This window comes from Streptomyces sp. NPDC037100, assembly GCF_055606225.1.
In genome coordinates this window covers 318,651-332,703 of sequence record NZ_JBVJSX010000011.1, presented here as the reverse complement: position 1 = coordinate 332,703, position 14,053 = coordinate 318,651, and the positions used below count along the sequence as shown (strand labels likewise).

The window sequence follows — 14,053 nt, the reverse complement described above, 5'->3', positions numbered from 1 at the left end:
CTTCTTGGAAGCGGTGTGGTGGGTGGGGGGGGTGTTGTTTTTGCGTCCTGTGGGTTTTTTTTTTGCTTTTGGCTTCCCTTCCCTTCCCCCCCCCCCCCCGGGACACGACTACTTCGCCTCGGAGTCGCCGTCGGTCTTCTTCGGCTCTGCGTCCGTCTTCGCCTCGGTCGCCTCGTCGGCCGGCTCGGCCGTGTCCTTCTTGCCGAGGTCGACGGCCTTGTCGTCAGCGGGGGCGGCGGAGTCGCCGGTCTCGGTGAGGGAGGAGGCGTCGTCCGGGACGAGGTCGGCGTCGGACTTCAGGTCGTGCTCGACGCCGTGGACGATGCGGTTGTACTCGTCGTCCGTGAGGACGGCGCCGACGGCGTTCTTGGCGAAGAGGAGCTCGACGCCTGGACCGGCGTCGACGAGGACGGTGTCCTCGTTGACCTCCTTGACCGTGGCGTACATGCCCCCGATGGTGCGGATGCCGCTGCCTGGCTGCATTTGGTTCCGCATGTCCACGGCCTGCTGCTGCTTCTTCTTTGCCGACCGGGTCATCAGGAACATGGCCCCGATGAGCACGATGAACGGGAGGAGGGTCAGGAGACTCACGGGTCGGTACTTCCTTCACACGACCGCGCTGTGAGCGGCCAGATGGTTGGGGGTGTGTACGCCGCCGTCAAAGGCGGCATCGGCGGAGTCTAAGCGAGTCCGCGCGCATGGAACAACGCTCAGCATGGCACCGGGGTTCCTGGTCCGGCCACTGACCTCGCCGCCCCGGAGCGGTGACGGTCCCCTCACGCCCCGAACAGGTCCTGTTGTCCGTTTCCGGTGGTCTGGGAGCGTGGCGGGGTGAGGCCGAGATGTGCCCATGCGGCGGGCGTGGCGACCCGGCCGCGGGGGGTGCGGGCCAGCAGTCCCTCCCGTACGAGGAAGGGCTCGGCGACCTCCTCCACGGTCTCACGTTCCTCCCCCACCGCGACAGCGAGCGTGGAGAGGCCGACCGGGCCGCCGCCGAACAGTTTGAGGAGGGCCTCCAGCACGCCCCGGTCGAGGCGGTCGAGGCCGCGCGCGTCCACCTCGTACACCGCGAGGGCGGCCGCCGCGATGTCCCTGGTGATCAGCCCGTCGGCCTTGACCTGCGCGTAGTCGCGGACGCGGCGCAGCAGGCGGTTGGCGATACGGGGCGTGCCGCGGGAGCGGCCGGCGATCTCGGCGGCGCCCTCCGGCCGGACCTCCACCTCCAGGAGGCCGGCCGAGCGGTGGATGACCCGCTCCAGTTCGGCCGGTTCGTAGAACTCCATGTGCGCGGTGAAGCCGAAGCGGTCGCGCAGCGGGGGCGGCAGCAGGCCCGCGCGGGTGGTGGCGCCGACCAGGGTGAAGGGGGGCAGCTCCAGGGGAATGGCCGTGGCGCCGGGGCCCTTGCCGACGATGACGTCGACGCGGAAGTCCTCCATCGCCATGTACAGCATCTCCTCGGCGGGCCGGGACATGCGGTGGATCTCGTCGAGGAAGAGGACCTCGCCCTCCTGGAGGGAGGAGAGGATCGCGGCGAGGTCGCCGGCGTGCTGGATGGCGGGGCCCGAGGTGATGCGGATAGGGGCGCCCATCTCGGCCGCGATGATCATCGACAGGGTGGTCTTGCCGAGGCCCGGGGCACCGGAAAGCAGCACGTGGTCGGCCGTCGCGCCACGCGCACGTGCGGCGCGCAGCACGAGGTCGAGCTGTTCGCGGACCTTCTCCTGGCCGATGAACTCGTCCAGGTCCTTGGGGCGCAGGGCTGCCTCGACGGCCTGGTCCTCACGGTCGGCGACAGAGTCCACCAGCCGCTCGCCGGCGGTGGTGTCGGTCGTGTCGTCCCAGTTCATAGATGTGCCTCAGAGGGTCGTGGATCAGCGGGCTCGGTTCAGCGTCTGCAGGGCCGCCTTCAGCAGCTGCCCCACCTGGGGCGTGCCCTCGGCGGCCTCGGCCTGCGGGGCGACGGCGGTCACGGCCTCGTCGGCCTCCCGGGTCGCGTAGCCGAGGCCGATCAGGGCCGCGTGCAGCTGGTCGCGCCAGCCGGTGCTGACCGGGGCGCCGACGGCGGGTGCGCCGACCGGCGCGCCGAGCCGGTCCTTCAGCTCCAGGAGCAGCTTCTGCGCACCCTTCTTGCCGATGCCGGGGACGGCGGTGAGGGCCTTCTCGTCGGCGGTCGCGACGGCCCGGCGCAGCGCGTCCGGGCTGTGCACGGCCAGCATGGCCTGGGCCAGCCGGGGACCGACACCGCTGGCCGTCTGGAGCAGTTCGAAGACCTGCCGCTCGTCGTCGTCCGCGAAGCCGTACAGGGTCAGTGAGTCCTCGCGCACGACGAGGGAGGTGTGCAACTTGGCGGGCTGGCCCATGCGGAGCGTGGACAGCGTGTTCGGCGTGCACTGGACGGCCATGCCGACGCCGCCGACCTCGACGACCGCGGCGTCGGGGGCGAGCGCGGCGACCGTGCCGCTGACGAAGGCGATCATGCCGTCCGGCCTTTCGATGTGTGCAGGGCGACGGCCTGCTGGAGTCGGTTCTGCGCGGGGGCGCGCCAGATGTGGCAGATGGCGAGGGCGAGGGCGTCGGCGGCGTCGGCGGGCTTGGGCGGCGCACTGAGCCGGAGCAGGCGGGTGACCATCGCGCCCACCTGCGCCTTGTCGGCGCGGCCGCTGCCGGTGACGGCCGCCTTGACCTCGCTCGGGGTGTGCAGCGCCACGGGGATCCCGCGGCGGGCGGCACAGAGCATGGCGACGGCGCTGGCCTGGGCGGTGCCCATGACCGTACGGACGTTGTGCTGGCTGAAGACGCGCTCGACGGCGACGCATTCGGGCCGGTGCTCGTCGAGCCACTGCTCGATGCCCTGCTCGACGGCGACGAGGCGGTGGCCCAACTCGGCGTCCGCGGGCGTGCGGACGACGCCGACGCCCAGCATCGTCAACGGCCGGCCCGCGACCCCCTCGACGACGCCCACACCACACCGCGTCAGTCCGGGGTCCACCCCGAGTACGCGCACCGCCCCTCCTTCGCTCACCTGTTTGTGCAGGCTATCGGGTACCGCTGACAATGCGACGGGCCGACGGGTGTGTCCCGTCGGCCCGTTGAGCCCGTGCAGCTCTCGCGGCGTTACGCGTCGACCTTCTCCATGACCTCGTCGCTGACGTCGAAGTTGGCGAAGACGTTCTGCACGTCGTCGCTGTCCTCGAGCGCGTCGATCAGCTTGAAGATCTTCTTGGCGCCTTCCTCGTCCAGCTCGACCTGGACGGACGGCACGAAGCTGGAGTCGGCGGAGTCGTAGTCGATGCCGGCGTTCTGGAGGGCGGTGCGGACCGCGACCAGGTCGGTGGCCTCGCTGATGACCTCGAAGGACTCACCGAGGTCGTTGACCTCCTCGGCGCCCGCGTCCAGGACGGCCGTGAGGACGTCGTCCTCGGTCAGCTCGCCCTTGGGGACGATGACGACGCCCTTGCGGCTGAACATGTACGACACCGAGCCCGGGTCGGCCATCGAGCCGCCGTTGCGGGTCATGGCGACGCGGACGTCGGAGGCCGCGCGGTTGCGGTTGTCGGTGAGGCACTCGATGAGCACGGCCACACCGTTCGGGCCGTAACCCTCGTACATGATCGTCTCGTAGTCGGCGCCGCCGGCCTCGAGACCGCCACCACGCTTGATGGCGGAGTCGATGTTCTTGTTCGGAACCGACTGCTTCTTGGCCTTCTGGACGGCGTCGTAGAGCGTCGGGTTGCCCTCGAGGTCGACGCCGCCCATCCGCGCCGCGACCTCGATGTTCTTGATCAGCTTCGCGAAGAGCTTGCCGCGCTTGGCATCGATGACGGCTTTCTTGTGCTTCGTCGTGGCCCATTTAGAGTGGCCGGACATCTGCCTGTCTCCTTCGCGTAACCCATCTCAGCAACGAACGCAGGAATCCTACAAGGACTCGGCTGCCCGGTTCCCCCGCACCATGTCGACGAACAGGGCGTGCACCCGGTGGTCGCCGGTCAGTTCCGGGTGGAACGACGTGGCCAGCGCGGTGCCCTGGCGGACCGCGACGATGTGGCCGTCGTGCTCGGCGAGCACCTCGGCCCGGGCGCCGACGGACTCGACCCAGGGGGCCCGGATGAAGACGCCCTCCACCGGGTCTCCCTCGACGCCCTTGACGCCGACGGCCGCTTCGAAGGACTCGTTCTGCCGTCCGAAGGCGTTGCGGCGCACGATCATGTCGATGCCGCCGATGGTCTCCTGGCCCGAGCGCGGGTCGAGAATCTTGTCGGCGAGCATGATCATGCCGGCGCAGGTGCCGTAGACGGGCATGCCGTCACGCACGCGCGCGCGGAGCGGCTCCATCAGGCCGAACAGGACGGCCAGCTTGGAGATGGTGGTGGACTCGCCGCCGGGGAGGACGAGGCCGTCCACCTCGGCGAGCTCTTCGGGGCGCCGCACCGGCCTGGCCACGGCATCGGCCGCGGCCAGGGCGACGAGGTGCTCCCGTACATCGCCCTGGAGGGCCAGGACGCCTATCACGGGGGTGTCACTCATGGATTCCTGTGCCTTACCAGCCGCGGTTGGCGTAGCGCTCGGCCTCGGGGAGGGTGTCGCAGTTGATGCCGACCATGGCCTCGCCCAGGTTGCGGGAGGCGTCGGCGACGATCTTCGGGTCGTCGTAGAAGGTGGTGGCCTTCACGATGGCGGCGGCGCGCTTGGCCGGGTCGCCGGACTTGAAGATGCCGGAGCCGACGAAGACGCCCTCGGCGCCGAGCTGACGCATCAGGGCCGCGTCGGCCGGGGTGGCCACGCCGCCGGCGGAGAACAGCACCACGGGGAGCTTGCCGAGCTCGGACACTTCCTTGACCAGCTCGTACGGGGCGCGCAGCTCCTTGGCGGCGGCGTACAGCTCGTTGTTGTCGTAGCCGCGCAGGCGGGCGATCTCGTTCTTGATCTGGCGCAGGTGGCGGACGGCCTCGACGACGTTGCCGGTGCCGGCCTCACCCTTGGAGCGGATCATGGCCGCGCCCTCGGCGATGCGGCGCAGGGCCTCGCCCAGGTTGGTGGCGCCACAGACGAACGGCGTGGTGAAGGCCCACTTGTCGGAGTGGTTGACCTCGTCGGCCGGGGTGAGGACCTCGGACTCGTCGATGTAGTCGACCCCGAGGGACTGCAGGACCTGGGCCTCGACGAAGTGGCCGATGCGGGACTTGGCCATGACCGGGATGGAGACGGCGTCGATGATGCCCTCGATCATGTCCGGGTCGGACATACGGGCCACGCCGCCGTCCTTGCGGATGTCGGCCGGGACCCGCTCCAGGGCCATGACGGCCACGGCGCCCGCGTCCTCGGCGATCTTCGCCTGCTCCGGGGTGACGACGTCCATGATGACGCCGCCCTTGAGCTGCTCGGCCATGCCGCGCTTCACACGGGCGGTACCGGTCTCGGGAGCCTGGTTTTCGGAGATGGACACGGGTGACCTCGCTGAGGGGAAAGGGGGTTTCTGCAGCACTGAGGAAACGTGAGAGAACCAGGCCACAGCAAGGGCCAATGCGAACGCCGTGGATCCTTTTGCGGCGGACGGCCGGGAACTGCCGGGTGAACGGGACTCAGGCGGCGCGGTCCACCAGGGCCGCCGGAGGCTCGTCGTCCATTTCGAAGGCCATCGGGAAGGGCGCGTGTCCGGCCAGGCGGAACCAGCGCACCTTGCGGTGCCGGCGCAGGGCCCGGGCCGCCCGTACGGTGTCGTTGTGGAAGCGCCGGGCCATCGGCACCCTGCGGACGGCCTCGGTCAGTTCCCCGGCCGCCTCCTCTCCCCCGGGGGCCTCCCGCACCGCCTCCACCTGAGGGGCCTCTCCGAAGACGGCCCGCAGCGCCTGGCTCAGTTCGCTCTCGGCGACCTCCCGCTGGTCCTCCTCGGCCTGCCGGGCGGCGTGTGCCGCCTCATACAGCACGATCGAGGCGGCCGGGTCCAGGACACCCGAGGTCGCCAGTTCCTGCGCCACCGAGGCCCGGCGCAGCAGCTGGGCGTCCAGGGCGGCCCGGGCGGCGTCGATCCGGGCGTGGAGACGGTCGAGCCGGCCGGCGGTCCAGCTCAGGTACAGCCCGACCGCGACCAGGGCGACGGCGATCCAGATGAGAGTGGTGGTCACGGGCGGCAAGGCTAGCGGCACGCGCAGCCTCGCCGTTCACCCCGCCCCGCCCGTGGTCGACCGCCGGCCCGGTGGCGGCCCGGCATCAGTCCCGGGCGAACCCCAGCCGCCCCCACAGGCCGGTCGTCCGCTCGTCCTCGGCCACCGCCGCCGCTCCCGCCGTGACCGTCTCGTAGACGGACAGGATGTCCGCACCGACCGTCGACCAGTCGAAGCGCCGTACGTGGGCACTCCCCCGCGCACGCAGCTCCGCCCGCCGCTCCGGGTCCGCCAGGAGCCGTACGGCCGCGTCGGCCAGGGCGTCGGCGTCCTCGTTGGGGAACAGTTCGCCGGCCGCTCCGCGGTCCAGGACCTGGGCGAAGGCGTCCAGGTCGGAGGCGAGCACGGGGGCTCCGGCGGACATGGCCTCGACGAGGATGATGCCGAAGCTCTCGCCGCCGGTGTTGGGCGCGACGTACAGGTCGACGCTGCGCAGGAAGCGGGCCTTGTCCTCGTCGCTGACCATGCCGAGGAACTCGACGCGGGAGCGCAGGTCGGCCGGAAGGGACTGAACGGCCTCCTCCTCGTCGCCGCGCCCGGCGACGAGGAGCCGGGCCTGCGGGCGCGCGGCGAGGATCTTGGGCAGGGCCCTCATCAGCACCGGGAGTCCCTTGCGGGGCTCGTCGATACGTCCTATGAAGCCGATCGTGTCGCCCTGCCACTCGGCCTTGGGCTCGGCCTCGGAGAAGAAGTCGACGTCGACGCCGTTGGGGATCACGACCGCGTCGCCGCCGAGGTGCTCCACGAGCGTGCGGCGGGCGTACTCGCTCACCGCGATGCGGGCGCTGATCTTCTCCAGGGCGGCCTGGAGGATCGAGTACGCGGCGATCATCGCGCGGGAGCGCGGGTTGGACGTGTGGAACGTGGCGACGATCGGCCCCTGGGCGGCCCAGCAGGTCAGCAGGCCCAGCGACGGCGAGGTCGGCTCGTGGATGTGGATCACGTCGAACGCGCCGTCGTGCAGCCAGCGGCGCACCCGGGCGGCGCTCAGGAAACCGAAGTTCAGCCGGGCCACCGACCCGTTGTACGGCACCGGCACCGCCCGTCCGGCCGAGACGACGTAGGGCGGCAGCGGGGTGTCGTCGTCGGCCGGGGCCAGGACGGACACCTCGTGACCGAGGCGGATGAAGTACTCGGCGAGGTCACGGATGTGGAACTGGACGCCGCCTGGTACGTCCCAGGAGTACGGGCAGACGATGCCGATTCTCACGGGCGTCCCTTCGCGGGGTCGAGGTCCGCGAGCCACAGGCGCTGCAGCATGTGCCAGTCCTCCGGATGGTCGGCGATCCCGGTGGCGAAGGCGTCGGCCAGCGCCTGTGTCATGGCAGACGTCTTCTCGGCGCGGGTGCCTGACTCCGGCACCTCGACGGGCGGGTGGACGCGGCCCCGCATCATGGGCGAGTCGTCGTACCAGAGGGTGACGGGCAGCAGCAGGGCGCCGGTCTGCTGGGCGAGCAGGGCGGGTCCGGCCGGCATCCGGGCCGTGTCGCCGAAGAAGTCCACCTCGACGCCGGAGGCCGACAGGTCACGGTCGGCGACCAGGCAGACCAGGCCGCCGTCGCGCAGCCGCCGGGCCAGGGTGCCGAAGGCGGTGCCGCCGCTGTGCGGCAGGACTTCCATGCCGAGGCCCTCGCGGTAGGCGACGAACCGGTCGTAGAGCGTCTCCGGCTTCAGGCGCTCGGCGACCGTGGTGAAGGGAATGCCGAGCTGGGTGGTGACCCAGGCGCCGGCGAAGTCCCAGTTGGCCAGGTGCGGCAGGGCGAGTACGACGCCCTTGCCCGCGGCCATGCCCTCGGTGAGGTAGTGCAGGTCCTTGACGTCGACCCCGTCCCGAATCCGCTCCTTGCTCCAGGCCGGGAGCCGGAACGACTCCATCCAGTAGCGCAGATAGGAGCGCATGCCCGCCCGGGACAGCTCGGCGAGCCGCTCGGGGCTCGCGCCGGGCACCACGCGCGCGTAGTTGCTCTCCAGTCGCTGGACGCCCTTGCCGCGCTGCTTCCAGGCCAGGTCGGCGATGGTCCGGCCGAGCCGTACGGCGGCCGGCTCGGGGAGCTTCTTGACCGTGCTCCAGCCGAGGCCGTACAGCGCGTCCGTCAGTCGGTCCTGCGCGCTCACGTGGCCGCCTCGCTCCCGTGAGAGGCGTTCTGCTGCTCGTCCTCATTGTCCTGCGTGTCCTGGCCGTCCTGCGCCGCGGCGGCCTCGGCCTCCGCGGACTCCCGGCGTACGGTGACGACCCGCTGGATCAGCGTGACCAGGCTGCCCACGGCGACGATCCACAGGGCGACGGGCAGCAGGTACTGGATGCCCGGCACACCGAAGGCGTGCAGGCCCGCCAATCCCGCGGCGACGAGCGAGATCACCAGCCGCTCGGCCCGCTCGACGAGCCCGTTGACCGCTACCGGCAGTCCGATCGACTCGCCCCGGGCCTTGGTGTAGGACACCACCTGACCGCTGGCCAGACAGAAGATCGAGACGGCGCACAGGACGAGGTCGTCGCCTCCGCCGGCGTACCAGAGGATGAAGCCGCCGAAGATCGCGCCGTCGGCGACCCGGTCGAGCGTGGAGTCCAGGAAGGCGCCCCAGCGGCTGGAGCGGCCGAGCTGACGGGCCATGTTGCCGTCGACGAGGTCGGAGAACACGAACAGCGTGATCACGACCGTGCCCCAGAAGAACTCGCCCATGGGGTAGAAGACCAGCGCGCCCGCGACCACGCCGGCGGTGCCGATGAGCGTGACCGTGTCGGGGCTGACGCCCCGGCGGATGAGAAACGCGGCGAACGGTGTGAGGACACGCGTGAAGAATGCACGCGCGTACTTGTTCAGCATGGCCTTCCCGAGGGTCGGTGTCGCCGCATGGCCCCTGCTGACCACCGGCTGGCCCATCGTAGTCACGCGCGCGCGTGGGCGAGGGGCGGGCACCCGGACCCCTTTCGGGGGAACCCGCGAGCCCCTGGTGGGCGGCGCGCTCACGTCGTTCGTATGGACGCGCCGTGACGGGAGTGGGAAGGTCGAATGACCGCGGGCGTCGCCGGAGCCGCACCGCACGCGGATCCCGCGTGTCCGCGCCCACAGGGACCTCACCGTGCACGGGAGGCAGGATCATGGGCGACAAGGCACAGACACACCCTGGGGCCGCCGGCAGGGCACAAGCGGCCGACCACCCTCAGTCCGTACGGAATGTGGTGCTGGTCGGCCACTCCGGATCGGGCAAGACCACGCTGGTGGAGGCCCTCGCTCTCACGGCGGGGGCGGTGAACCGGGCGGGCCGCGTGGAGGACGGCGGCACCGTCTCCGACTACGACGACATCGAGCACCGGCAGCAGCGCTCGGTACAGCTCTCCCTGGTGCCCGTCGAGTGGGACGGCATCAAGGTCAACCTCCTCGACACCCCCGGATACGCCGACTTCGTCGGTGAGCTCAGGGCCGGTCTGCGCGCGGCGGACGCGGCCCTCTTCGTCGTCTCGGCCTCGGACGGCGTGGACGGCTCGACCCGCATGGTGTGGGAGGAGTGCGCGGCCGTGGGCATGCCCCGGGCCATCGTCGTCACGCACCTGGAGTCGGCGCGTTCCGACTTCGAGGAGATGACCCGGACCTGCGCGGAGGCCTTCGGAGCGGACGACCCCGACGCGGTCCTGCCGCTCTACCTGCCGCTGCACGGCCCCCAGGCCCCCGACGGGCACGCGCCCGTGACCGGGCTGATCGGGCTGCTGTCGCAGAAGCTGTTCGACTACTCGACCGGCGAGCGCAAGGAGTCCGAGCCCGGCGAGGACCAGCTGCCGCTGATCGAGGAGGCCCGCAACCGGCTCATCGAGGGGATCATCTCCGAGAGCGAGGACGAGACCCTCATGGACCGCTACCTCGGCGGGGAGCCGATCGACGTCGACACGCTCGTCGAGGATCTGGAGCGGGCCGTCGCACGGGGCGTCTTCTTCCCCGTCCTGGCCGCCGCGCCGGCGGGTGAGGGCGCACGGCAGGGGCTCGGCACCCTGGAGCTGCTGGAACTGATCACGCGGGGCTTCCCGACGCCACTGGAGCACGAGACGGTGCGGGTGACGACGATCGACGGAAAGCCGCGCGAGCTCAAGCCCTGCGACCCGGGCGCTCCGCTGGTCGCGGAGGTCGTGAAGACCTCCTCCGACCCGTATGTGGGCCGGCTGTCGCTGATCCGGCTGTTCTCCGGCACCCTGCGCGCCGACCAGACGGTCCACGTCTCCGGGCACGGGCTGGCCGACCGGGGGCACGAGGACCACGACGTCGACGAGCGGATCGGCGCCCTGTCCACGCCGTTCGGCAAGCAGCAGCGCCCGGTGTCGCACGTCATCGCGGGCGACCTGGCCTGTGTGGCGAAGCTGGGCCGCGCCGAGACCGGAGACACCCTGTCCGCCAAGGACGACCCGCTGCTCATGGAGCCGTGGCAGATGCCCGACCCGCTGCTGCCGCTGGCCATCCAGGCGCACAGCAAACCGGACGAGGACAAGCTCTCCCAGGGTCTGGCCCGGCTGGTGGCCGAGGACCCGACGATGCGACTGGAACAGAATCAGGACACCCACCAGGTGGTGCTGTGGTGCCTGGGCGAGGCGCACGCCGACGTCGCTCTGGAGCGGCTGCGCAGCCGGTACGGGGTCCAGGTCGACGTCGTGCCGCACCGGGTGTCGCTGCGCGAGACGTTCGCGACCAAGTCGGCCGGCCGGGGCAGGCACGTCAAGCAGTCCGGCGGGCACGGGCAGTTCGCCATCTGCGAGATCGAGGTCGAACCGCTGCCGGGCGGGTCCGGCATCGAGTTCGTCGACAAGGTCGTGGGCGGCGCGGTGCCCCGGCAGTTCATCCCGTCGGTGGAGAAGGGCGTACGGGCCCAGGCGGCGAAGGGAGTCGCGGCCGGATACCCGCTCATCGACGTGCGGGTGACCCTCCTGGACGGCAAGGCGCACTCGGTGGACTCCTCCGACGCCGCGTTCCAGACGGCCGGCGCGCTCGCGCTGCGGGAGGCCGCGGCCGACGCGAGGATCCATCTGCTGGAGCCGGTGGCCGAGGTGTCGGTGCTGGTCGGCGACGACTTCGTGGGCGCCGTGATGAGCGACCTGTCGGGGCGGCGCGGTCGGGTGCTCGGCACCGAGCAGACCCCCGGCGGGCGCACCCTGATCCGTGCCGAGGTGCCCGAGATCGAGATCGGCCGGTACGCGATCGACCTGCGGTCGATGGCGCACGGCACGGCGGGGTTCAGCCGCCGGTACGCGCGGCACGAACCGATGCCGCAGCAGGTCGCGGACCGGGTGCGCGAAGAGGAGCGCAAGGCCTCGTAGTTGGCGCCCGGCGCCACCAAGTGCCCCTGTGTGGGCTTCCCTCCGCGGGGGCGGACGGCTTGACGGGCCGCCCGCCCCCGCACGCCGGTGCGGACGGATACGCTGATGACCTGATCAACAGGTGTGCGGAGCGCGGAAGTCGGGAAGGCCGCAGATGCGGATGCGGCAGCGATGGGGGCGGCAGTGACGGACGGATTCGACTTCAGCCCGGGAGCCCAGGTTCCTCTCGCGGGTGCGAGCGGCCAGACGGCGGCGACCTACGCGCTGGCCGCGGCGGCGTACCGGGACGACGAGGTCACCAAGATCCTGGCCGCCGACAACGAGTGGCACCAGTCGAAGGTGACTCCGCCGCGCTCCTGGGCGAAGATCTTCCGCCCCAGGCTCGGCGAGGCCTTCTCGCGCGCGGTGATCGACCGGATGCTGGGTGCCGGGCGCAAGCCGGTCATCCAGTCCTTCGGCATCGAGCCCCAGGTCGTCGTGGAGCACTGCCTGGCGGCCCACCGCATCCGCCGCGACCGCGACAACCGGCTGTCGGCGATCACGGTGATCTGCGGGCTCCTGTTCCTGCCGGGCTTCCTCGTGTGGCTGCTGGTGTTCACCCTGCGCACCACCATGGCCAAGCGCGAGGACAAGCGCGCGGGCGCCCTCGCCACGACCCTGCTGGTCGCCGTGGGCGCGCTCGCCGTCCTGTTCTTGATCCGCATGCCGTTCACCGGCTTCTGGGCCCTGTACGGGCGCGCGGCGGTGATCATGCCGGTCGTCGGCTGGTTCTGGGCCAAGCACATCTGCGAGCGGACCGCCCGGGACCTGCGGGAGCGCTGGTCGAGCCTGCTGTCGGGCGGCGGTGTCGGCGCCAAGATCCCCGAGGCCGTCCCCGGCAACCCCGGTGACGCGGCCGAGCAGGTCCGCAAGGAGCTGGCCCGCCTCGCCGCCGAGCAGCGGTCCAACTCGGTCTTCTACGCCGGCCCCAAGGGCATACTCGGCATGGGCACGCGGTGGGGCAGCTGGCAGCTGGCCGAGGAGCTGGTCTCCGCCGAGCCGGGCAAGGAGTTCCACCCGTTCCGCAGCTGGGATGTCATCGTGGCGATCCAGGGCGGTCTCGGCATGCTGGAGCGTACGTCCATCAACACCGGCGGTTTCCCCAAGCCGTCCATCACGCACTGGGTCGTCACGCCGATCGGCGAGAAGGCGACGGAGGTGTCCCGGCCGAGCGGCACGGACGTCGACGCGTACACGGTCCGGACGCATGCCATCCAGGACATCTGCAACAAGCAGCAGTTCGGCAGCGGCGACCGGCACTACCTGGGCGTGCAGTGGACCCTGTGGGACGGTCACCTGGTGATCACGATGCTGATCACGGTGACCGTGCTGCACGACACGCTGCGCATCGAGGTCACCGGGCATGCCCTGGGGCCGGTGAACTCCCTGTTCAACGAGAAGCCCGCCGCCAAGGAGAAGACGGTCCAGAAGTCGCTCCGGTTCTGGGAGACCCGCACGGTGAAGCTCCCGCTGATCGACGCCGACGAGGTGGTACGGCTGGCCGCGCGCGCCCCGCTGACCTGGTACCCGCCGGTGCTGAACTGGCTCGGCGGCAGTCTGACGCTGCCGGAGCCGTTCGGCCTGCGGCACGCGTGGGCCGACCAGCCGTGGCGGCACCGGTTCATGGCCGACGACGCGCTGCGGGCGGCTACGCCGGTGCTGCGGGTGGTGCATACGGCGGCGCTGAAGGTGCTGCGGGAGAACGGGGTGGACGTGGAGAAGTTCGGGTCCAGGTCGGCGGCGCTCAGCGGGGCGGTGCAGGAGGCTTCGCCGAAGAAGGCCGACGTTTACGATGCCTAGGTGCTGAGGTGCCCGGCGTTTGGGCGGGGGCGGGGCGTGCGCGACTCGGCGCTGCGAGGCGCCGCCTGCGCCCACCCGTGCCGCCCTGGGGGCACCTCCCAGGCCCTTAAGGCACTGGGGGGAGGCACGACTGCCCGCAGGCTCAGCGCCCCTAGCTGGTAGGCCAGGCCTCTGCCAGCATCTTCCTCGTGTCGGCCAGCAGCTGCGGCAGCACGCGCGTGTGCCCCACCACCGGCATGAAGTTCGTGTCCCCGCCCCAGCGCGGCACGATGTGCTGGTGCAGGTGTGCGGCGATGCCGGCGCCGGCGACCGTGCCCTGGTTCATGCCGATGTTGAAGCCGTGGGCGCCGGAGGCCGTGCGCAGGGCCGTCATCGCCTGCTTGGTGAGTTCGCCGAGCTCGGCGGTCTCCCCCGCGGTGAGGTCGGTGTAGTCGGCGACGTGCCGGTAGGGCACGGTCATCAGGTGGCCGCCGTTGTACGGGTAGAGGTTGAGCACCGCGTAGACCTGCTCGCCGCGCCTGACGACGAGCCCGTCCTCGTCGGACTTGGCCGGGATCGAGCAGAAGGGGCAGCCGTCGCCGGCGCCCGGGCCGGTGGGCTTGTTCTCACCCTGGATGTAGGCCATCCGATGGGGCGTCCACAGACGCTGGAACGCGTCCTGCGTCCCCACTCCCAGCTGCTGCTCCGGCTCACTCGTCATGCAGTGCAGCATATGGCGTCGAGCTGGGGGGACGGCAAAGGCCCCCGCGATCTC

14 protein-coding genes are annotated in these 14,053 nt (G+C 71.2%); 2 read left to right on the top strand and 12 right to left on the bottom strand.

Translation table 11 applies throughout. The features are described 5' to 3' along the window. Positions 1-108: 108 nt before the first annotated feature. The 11 genes from yajC to pgsA all read right to left on the bottom strand — a co-directional run bounded on the left by yajC (position 109) and on the right by pgsA (position 9,043). Positions 109-591 carry a preprotein translocase subunit YajC gene (gene yajC / locus ACZ7EG_RS31920; RefSeq protein ID WP_471086467.1) on the bottom strand — a complete coding sequence of 161 codons (483 nt, stop codon included), beginning with the start codon at positions 589-591 and terminating at the stop codon, positions 109-111. Between the two features lie 185 nt (positions 592-776). Continuing rightward, positions 777-1,847 carry a Holliday junction branch migration DNA helicase RuvB gene (ruvB, locus tag ACZ7EG_RS31915; RefSeq protein ID WP_352098101.1) on the bottom strand — a complete coding sequence of 357 codons (1,071 nt, stop codon included), beginning with the start codon at positions 1,845-1,847 and terminating at the stop codon, positions 777-779. A 24-nt stretch (positions 1,848-1,871) separates the two neighbouring features. Next, positions 1,872-2,477, bottom strand: coding sequence for a Holliday junction branch migration protein RuvA (gene ruvA, locus ACZ7EG_RS31910; protein ID WP_361306689.1), 606 nt, complete (start codon positions 2,475-2,477; stop codon positions 1,872-1,874). Then, complete coding sequence (gene ruvC / locus ACZ7EG_RS31905; protein WP_471086463.1) at positions 2,474-3,004, bottom strand: crossover junction endodeoxyribonuclease RuvC; 531 nt, start codon at positions 3,002-3,004, stop codon at positions 2,474-2,476. Before ruvC ends, ruvA begins: the two co-directional genes overlap by 4 nt. A gap of 110 nt (positions 3,005-3,114) precedes the next feature. Further along, the gene (locus ACZ7EG_RS31900) at positions 3,115-3,867 is read right to left on the bottom strand and encodes a YebC/PmpR family DNA-binding transcriptional regulator (RefSeq protein ID WP_471086460.1); all 753 of its coding nucleotides are present in this window, start codon (positions 3,865-3,867) and stop codon (positions 3,115-3,117) included. Between the two features lie 48 nt (positions 3,868-3,915). Next, entirely contained in the window at positions 3,916-4,524 is a 609-nt protein-coding gene (gene pdxT / locus ACZ7EG_RS31895) for a pyridoxal 5'-phosphate synthase glutaminase subunit PdxT (RefSeq protein ID WP_471086457.1), read from the bottom strand. A 13-nt stretch (positions 4,525-4,537) separates the two neighbouring features. After that, positions 4,538-5,443 (bottom strand): pyridoxal 5'-phosphate synthase lyase subunit PdxS, encoded by a 906-nt coding sequence (pdxS, locus tag ACZ7EG_RS31890; RefSeq protein WP_053668287.1) that lies wholly within the window; start codon positions 5,441-5,443, stop codon positions 4,538-4,540. A 136-nt stretch (positions 5,444-5,579) separates the two neighbouring features. Further along, positions 5,580-6,122 (bottom strand): hypothetical protein, encoded by a 543-nt coding sequence (locus tag ACZ7EG_RS31885; RefSeq protein WP_471086454.1) that lies wholly within the window; start codon positions 6,120-6,122, stop codon positions 5,580-5,582. Positions 6,123-6,207: 85 nt separating this feature from the next. Next, entirely contained in the window at positions 6,208-7,371 is a 1,164-nt protein-coding gene (locus tag ACZ7EG_RS31880; protein WP_471086451.1) for a glycosyltransferase family 4 protein, read from the bottom strand. Beyond that, on the bottom strand, positions 7,368-8,276 hold the full coding sequence (locus tag ACZ7EG_RS31875) for a phosphatidylinositol mannoside acyltransferase (protein WP_471086449.1): 909 nt from the start codon (positions 8,274-8,276) through the stop codon (positions 7,368-7,370). Before ACZ7EG_RS31875 ends, ACZ7EG_RS31880 begins: the two co-directional genes overlap by 4 nt. Then, positions 8,273-9,043: a phosphatidylinositol phosphate synthase gene (pgsA, locus tag ACZ7EG_RS31870; RefSeq protein WP_471086516.1), complete on the bottom strand. Its 771-nt coding sequence runs from the start codon at positions 9,041-9,043 to the stop codon at positions 8,273-8,275. Before pgsA ends, ACZ7EG_RS31875 begins: the two co-directional genes overlap by 4 nt. Before the next feature lie 218 nt (positions 9,044-9,261). Between pgsA and ACZ7EG_RS31865 the strand changes: the two genes are divergently transcribed. Further along, positions 9,262-11,460, top strand: coding sequence for an elongation factor G-like protein EF-G2 (locus tag ACZ7EG_RS31865; protein WP_471086446.1), 2,199 nt, complete (start codon positions 9,262-9,264; stop codon positions 11,458-11,460). A 171-nt stretch (positions 11,461-11,631) separates the two neighbouring features. Further along, the gene (locus ACZ7EG_RS31860; protein WP_471086443.1) at positions 11,632-13,299 is read left to right on the top strand and encodes a hypothetical protein; all 1,668 of its coding nucleotides are present in this window, start codon (positions 11,632-11,634) and stop codon (positions 13,297-13,299) included. 151 nt (positions 13,300-13,450) lie between these two features. Here ACZ7EG_RS31860 and ACZ7EG_RS31855 read toward each other — a convergent pair whose 3' ends face one another. Further along, positions 13,451-14,011 carry an HIT family protein gene (locus ACZ7EG_RS31855; protein ID WP_184597249.1) on the bottom strand — a complete coding sequence of 187 codons (561 nt, stop codon included), beginning with the start codon at positions 14,009-14,011 and terminating at the stop codon, positions 13,451-13,453. Positions 14,012-14,053: the final 42 nt, after the last annotated feature.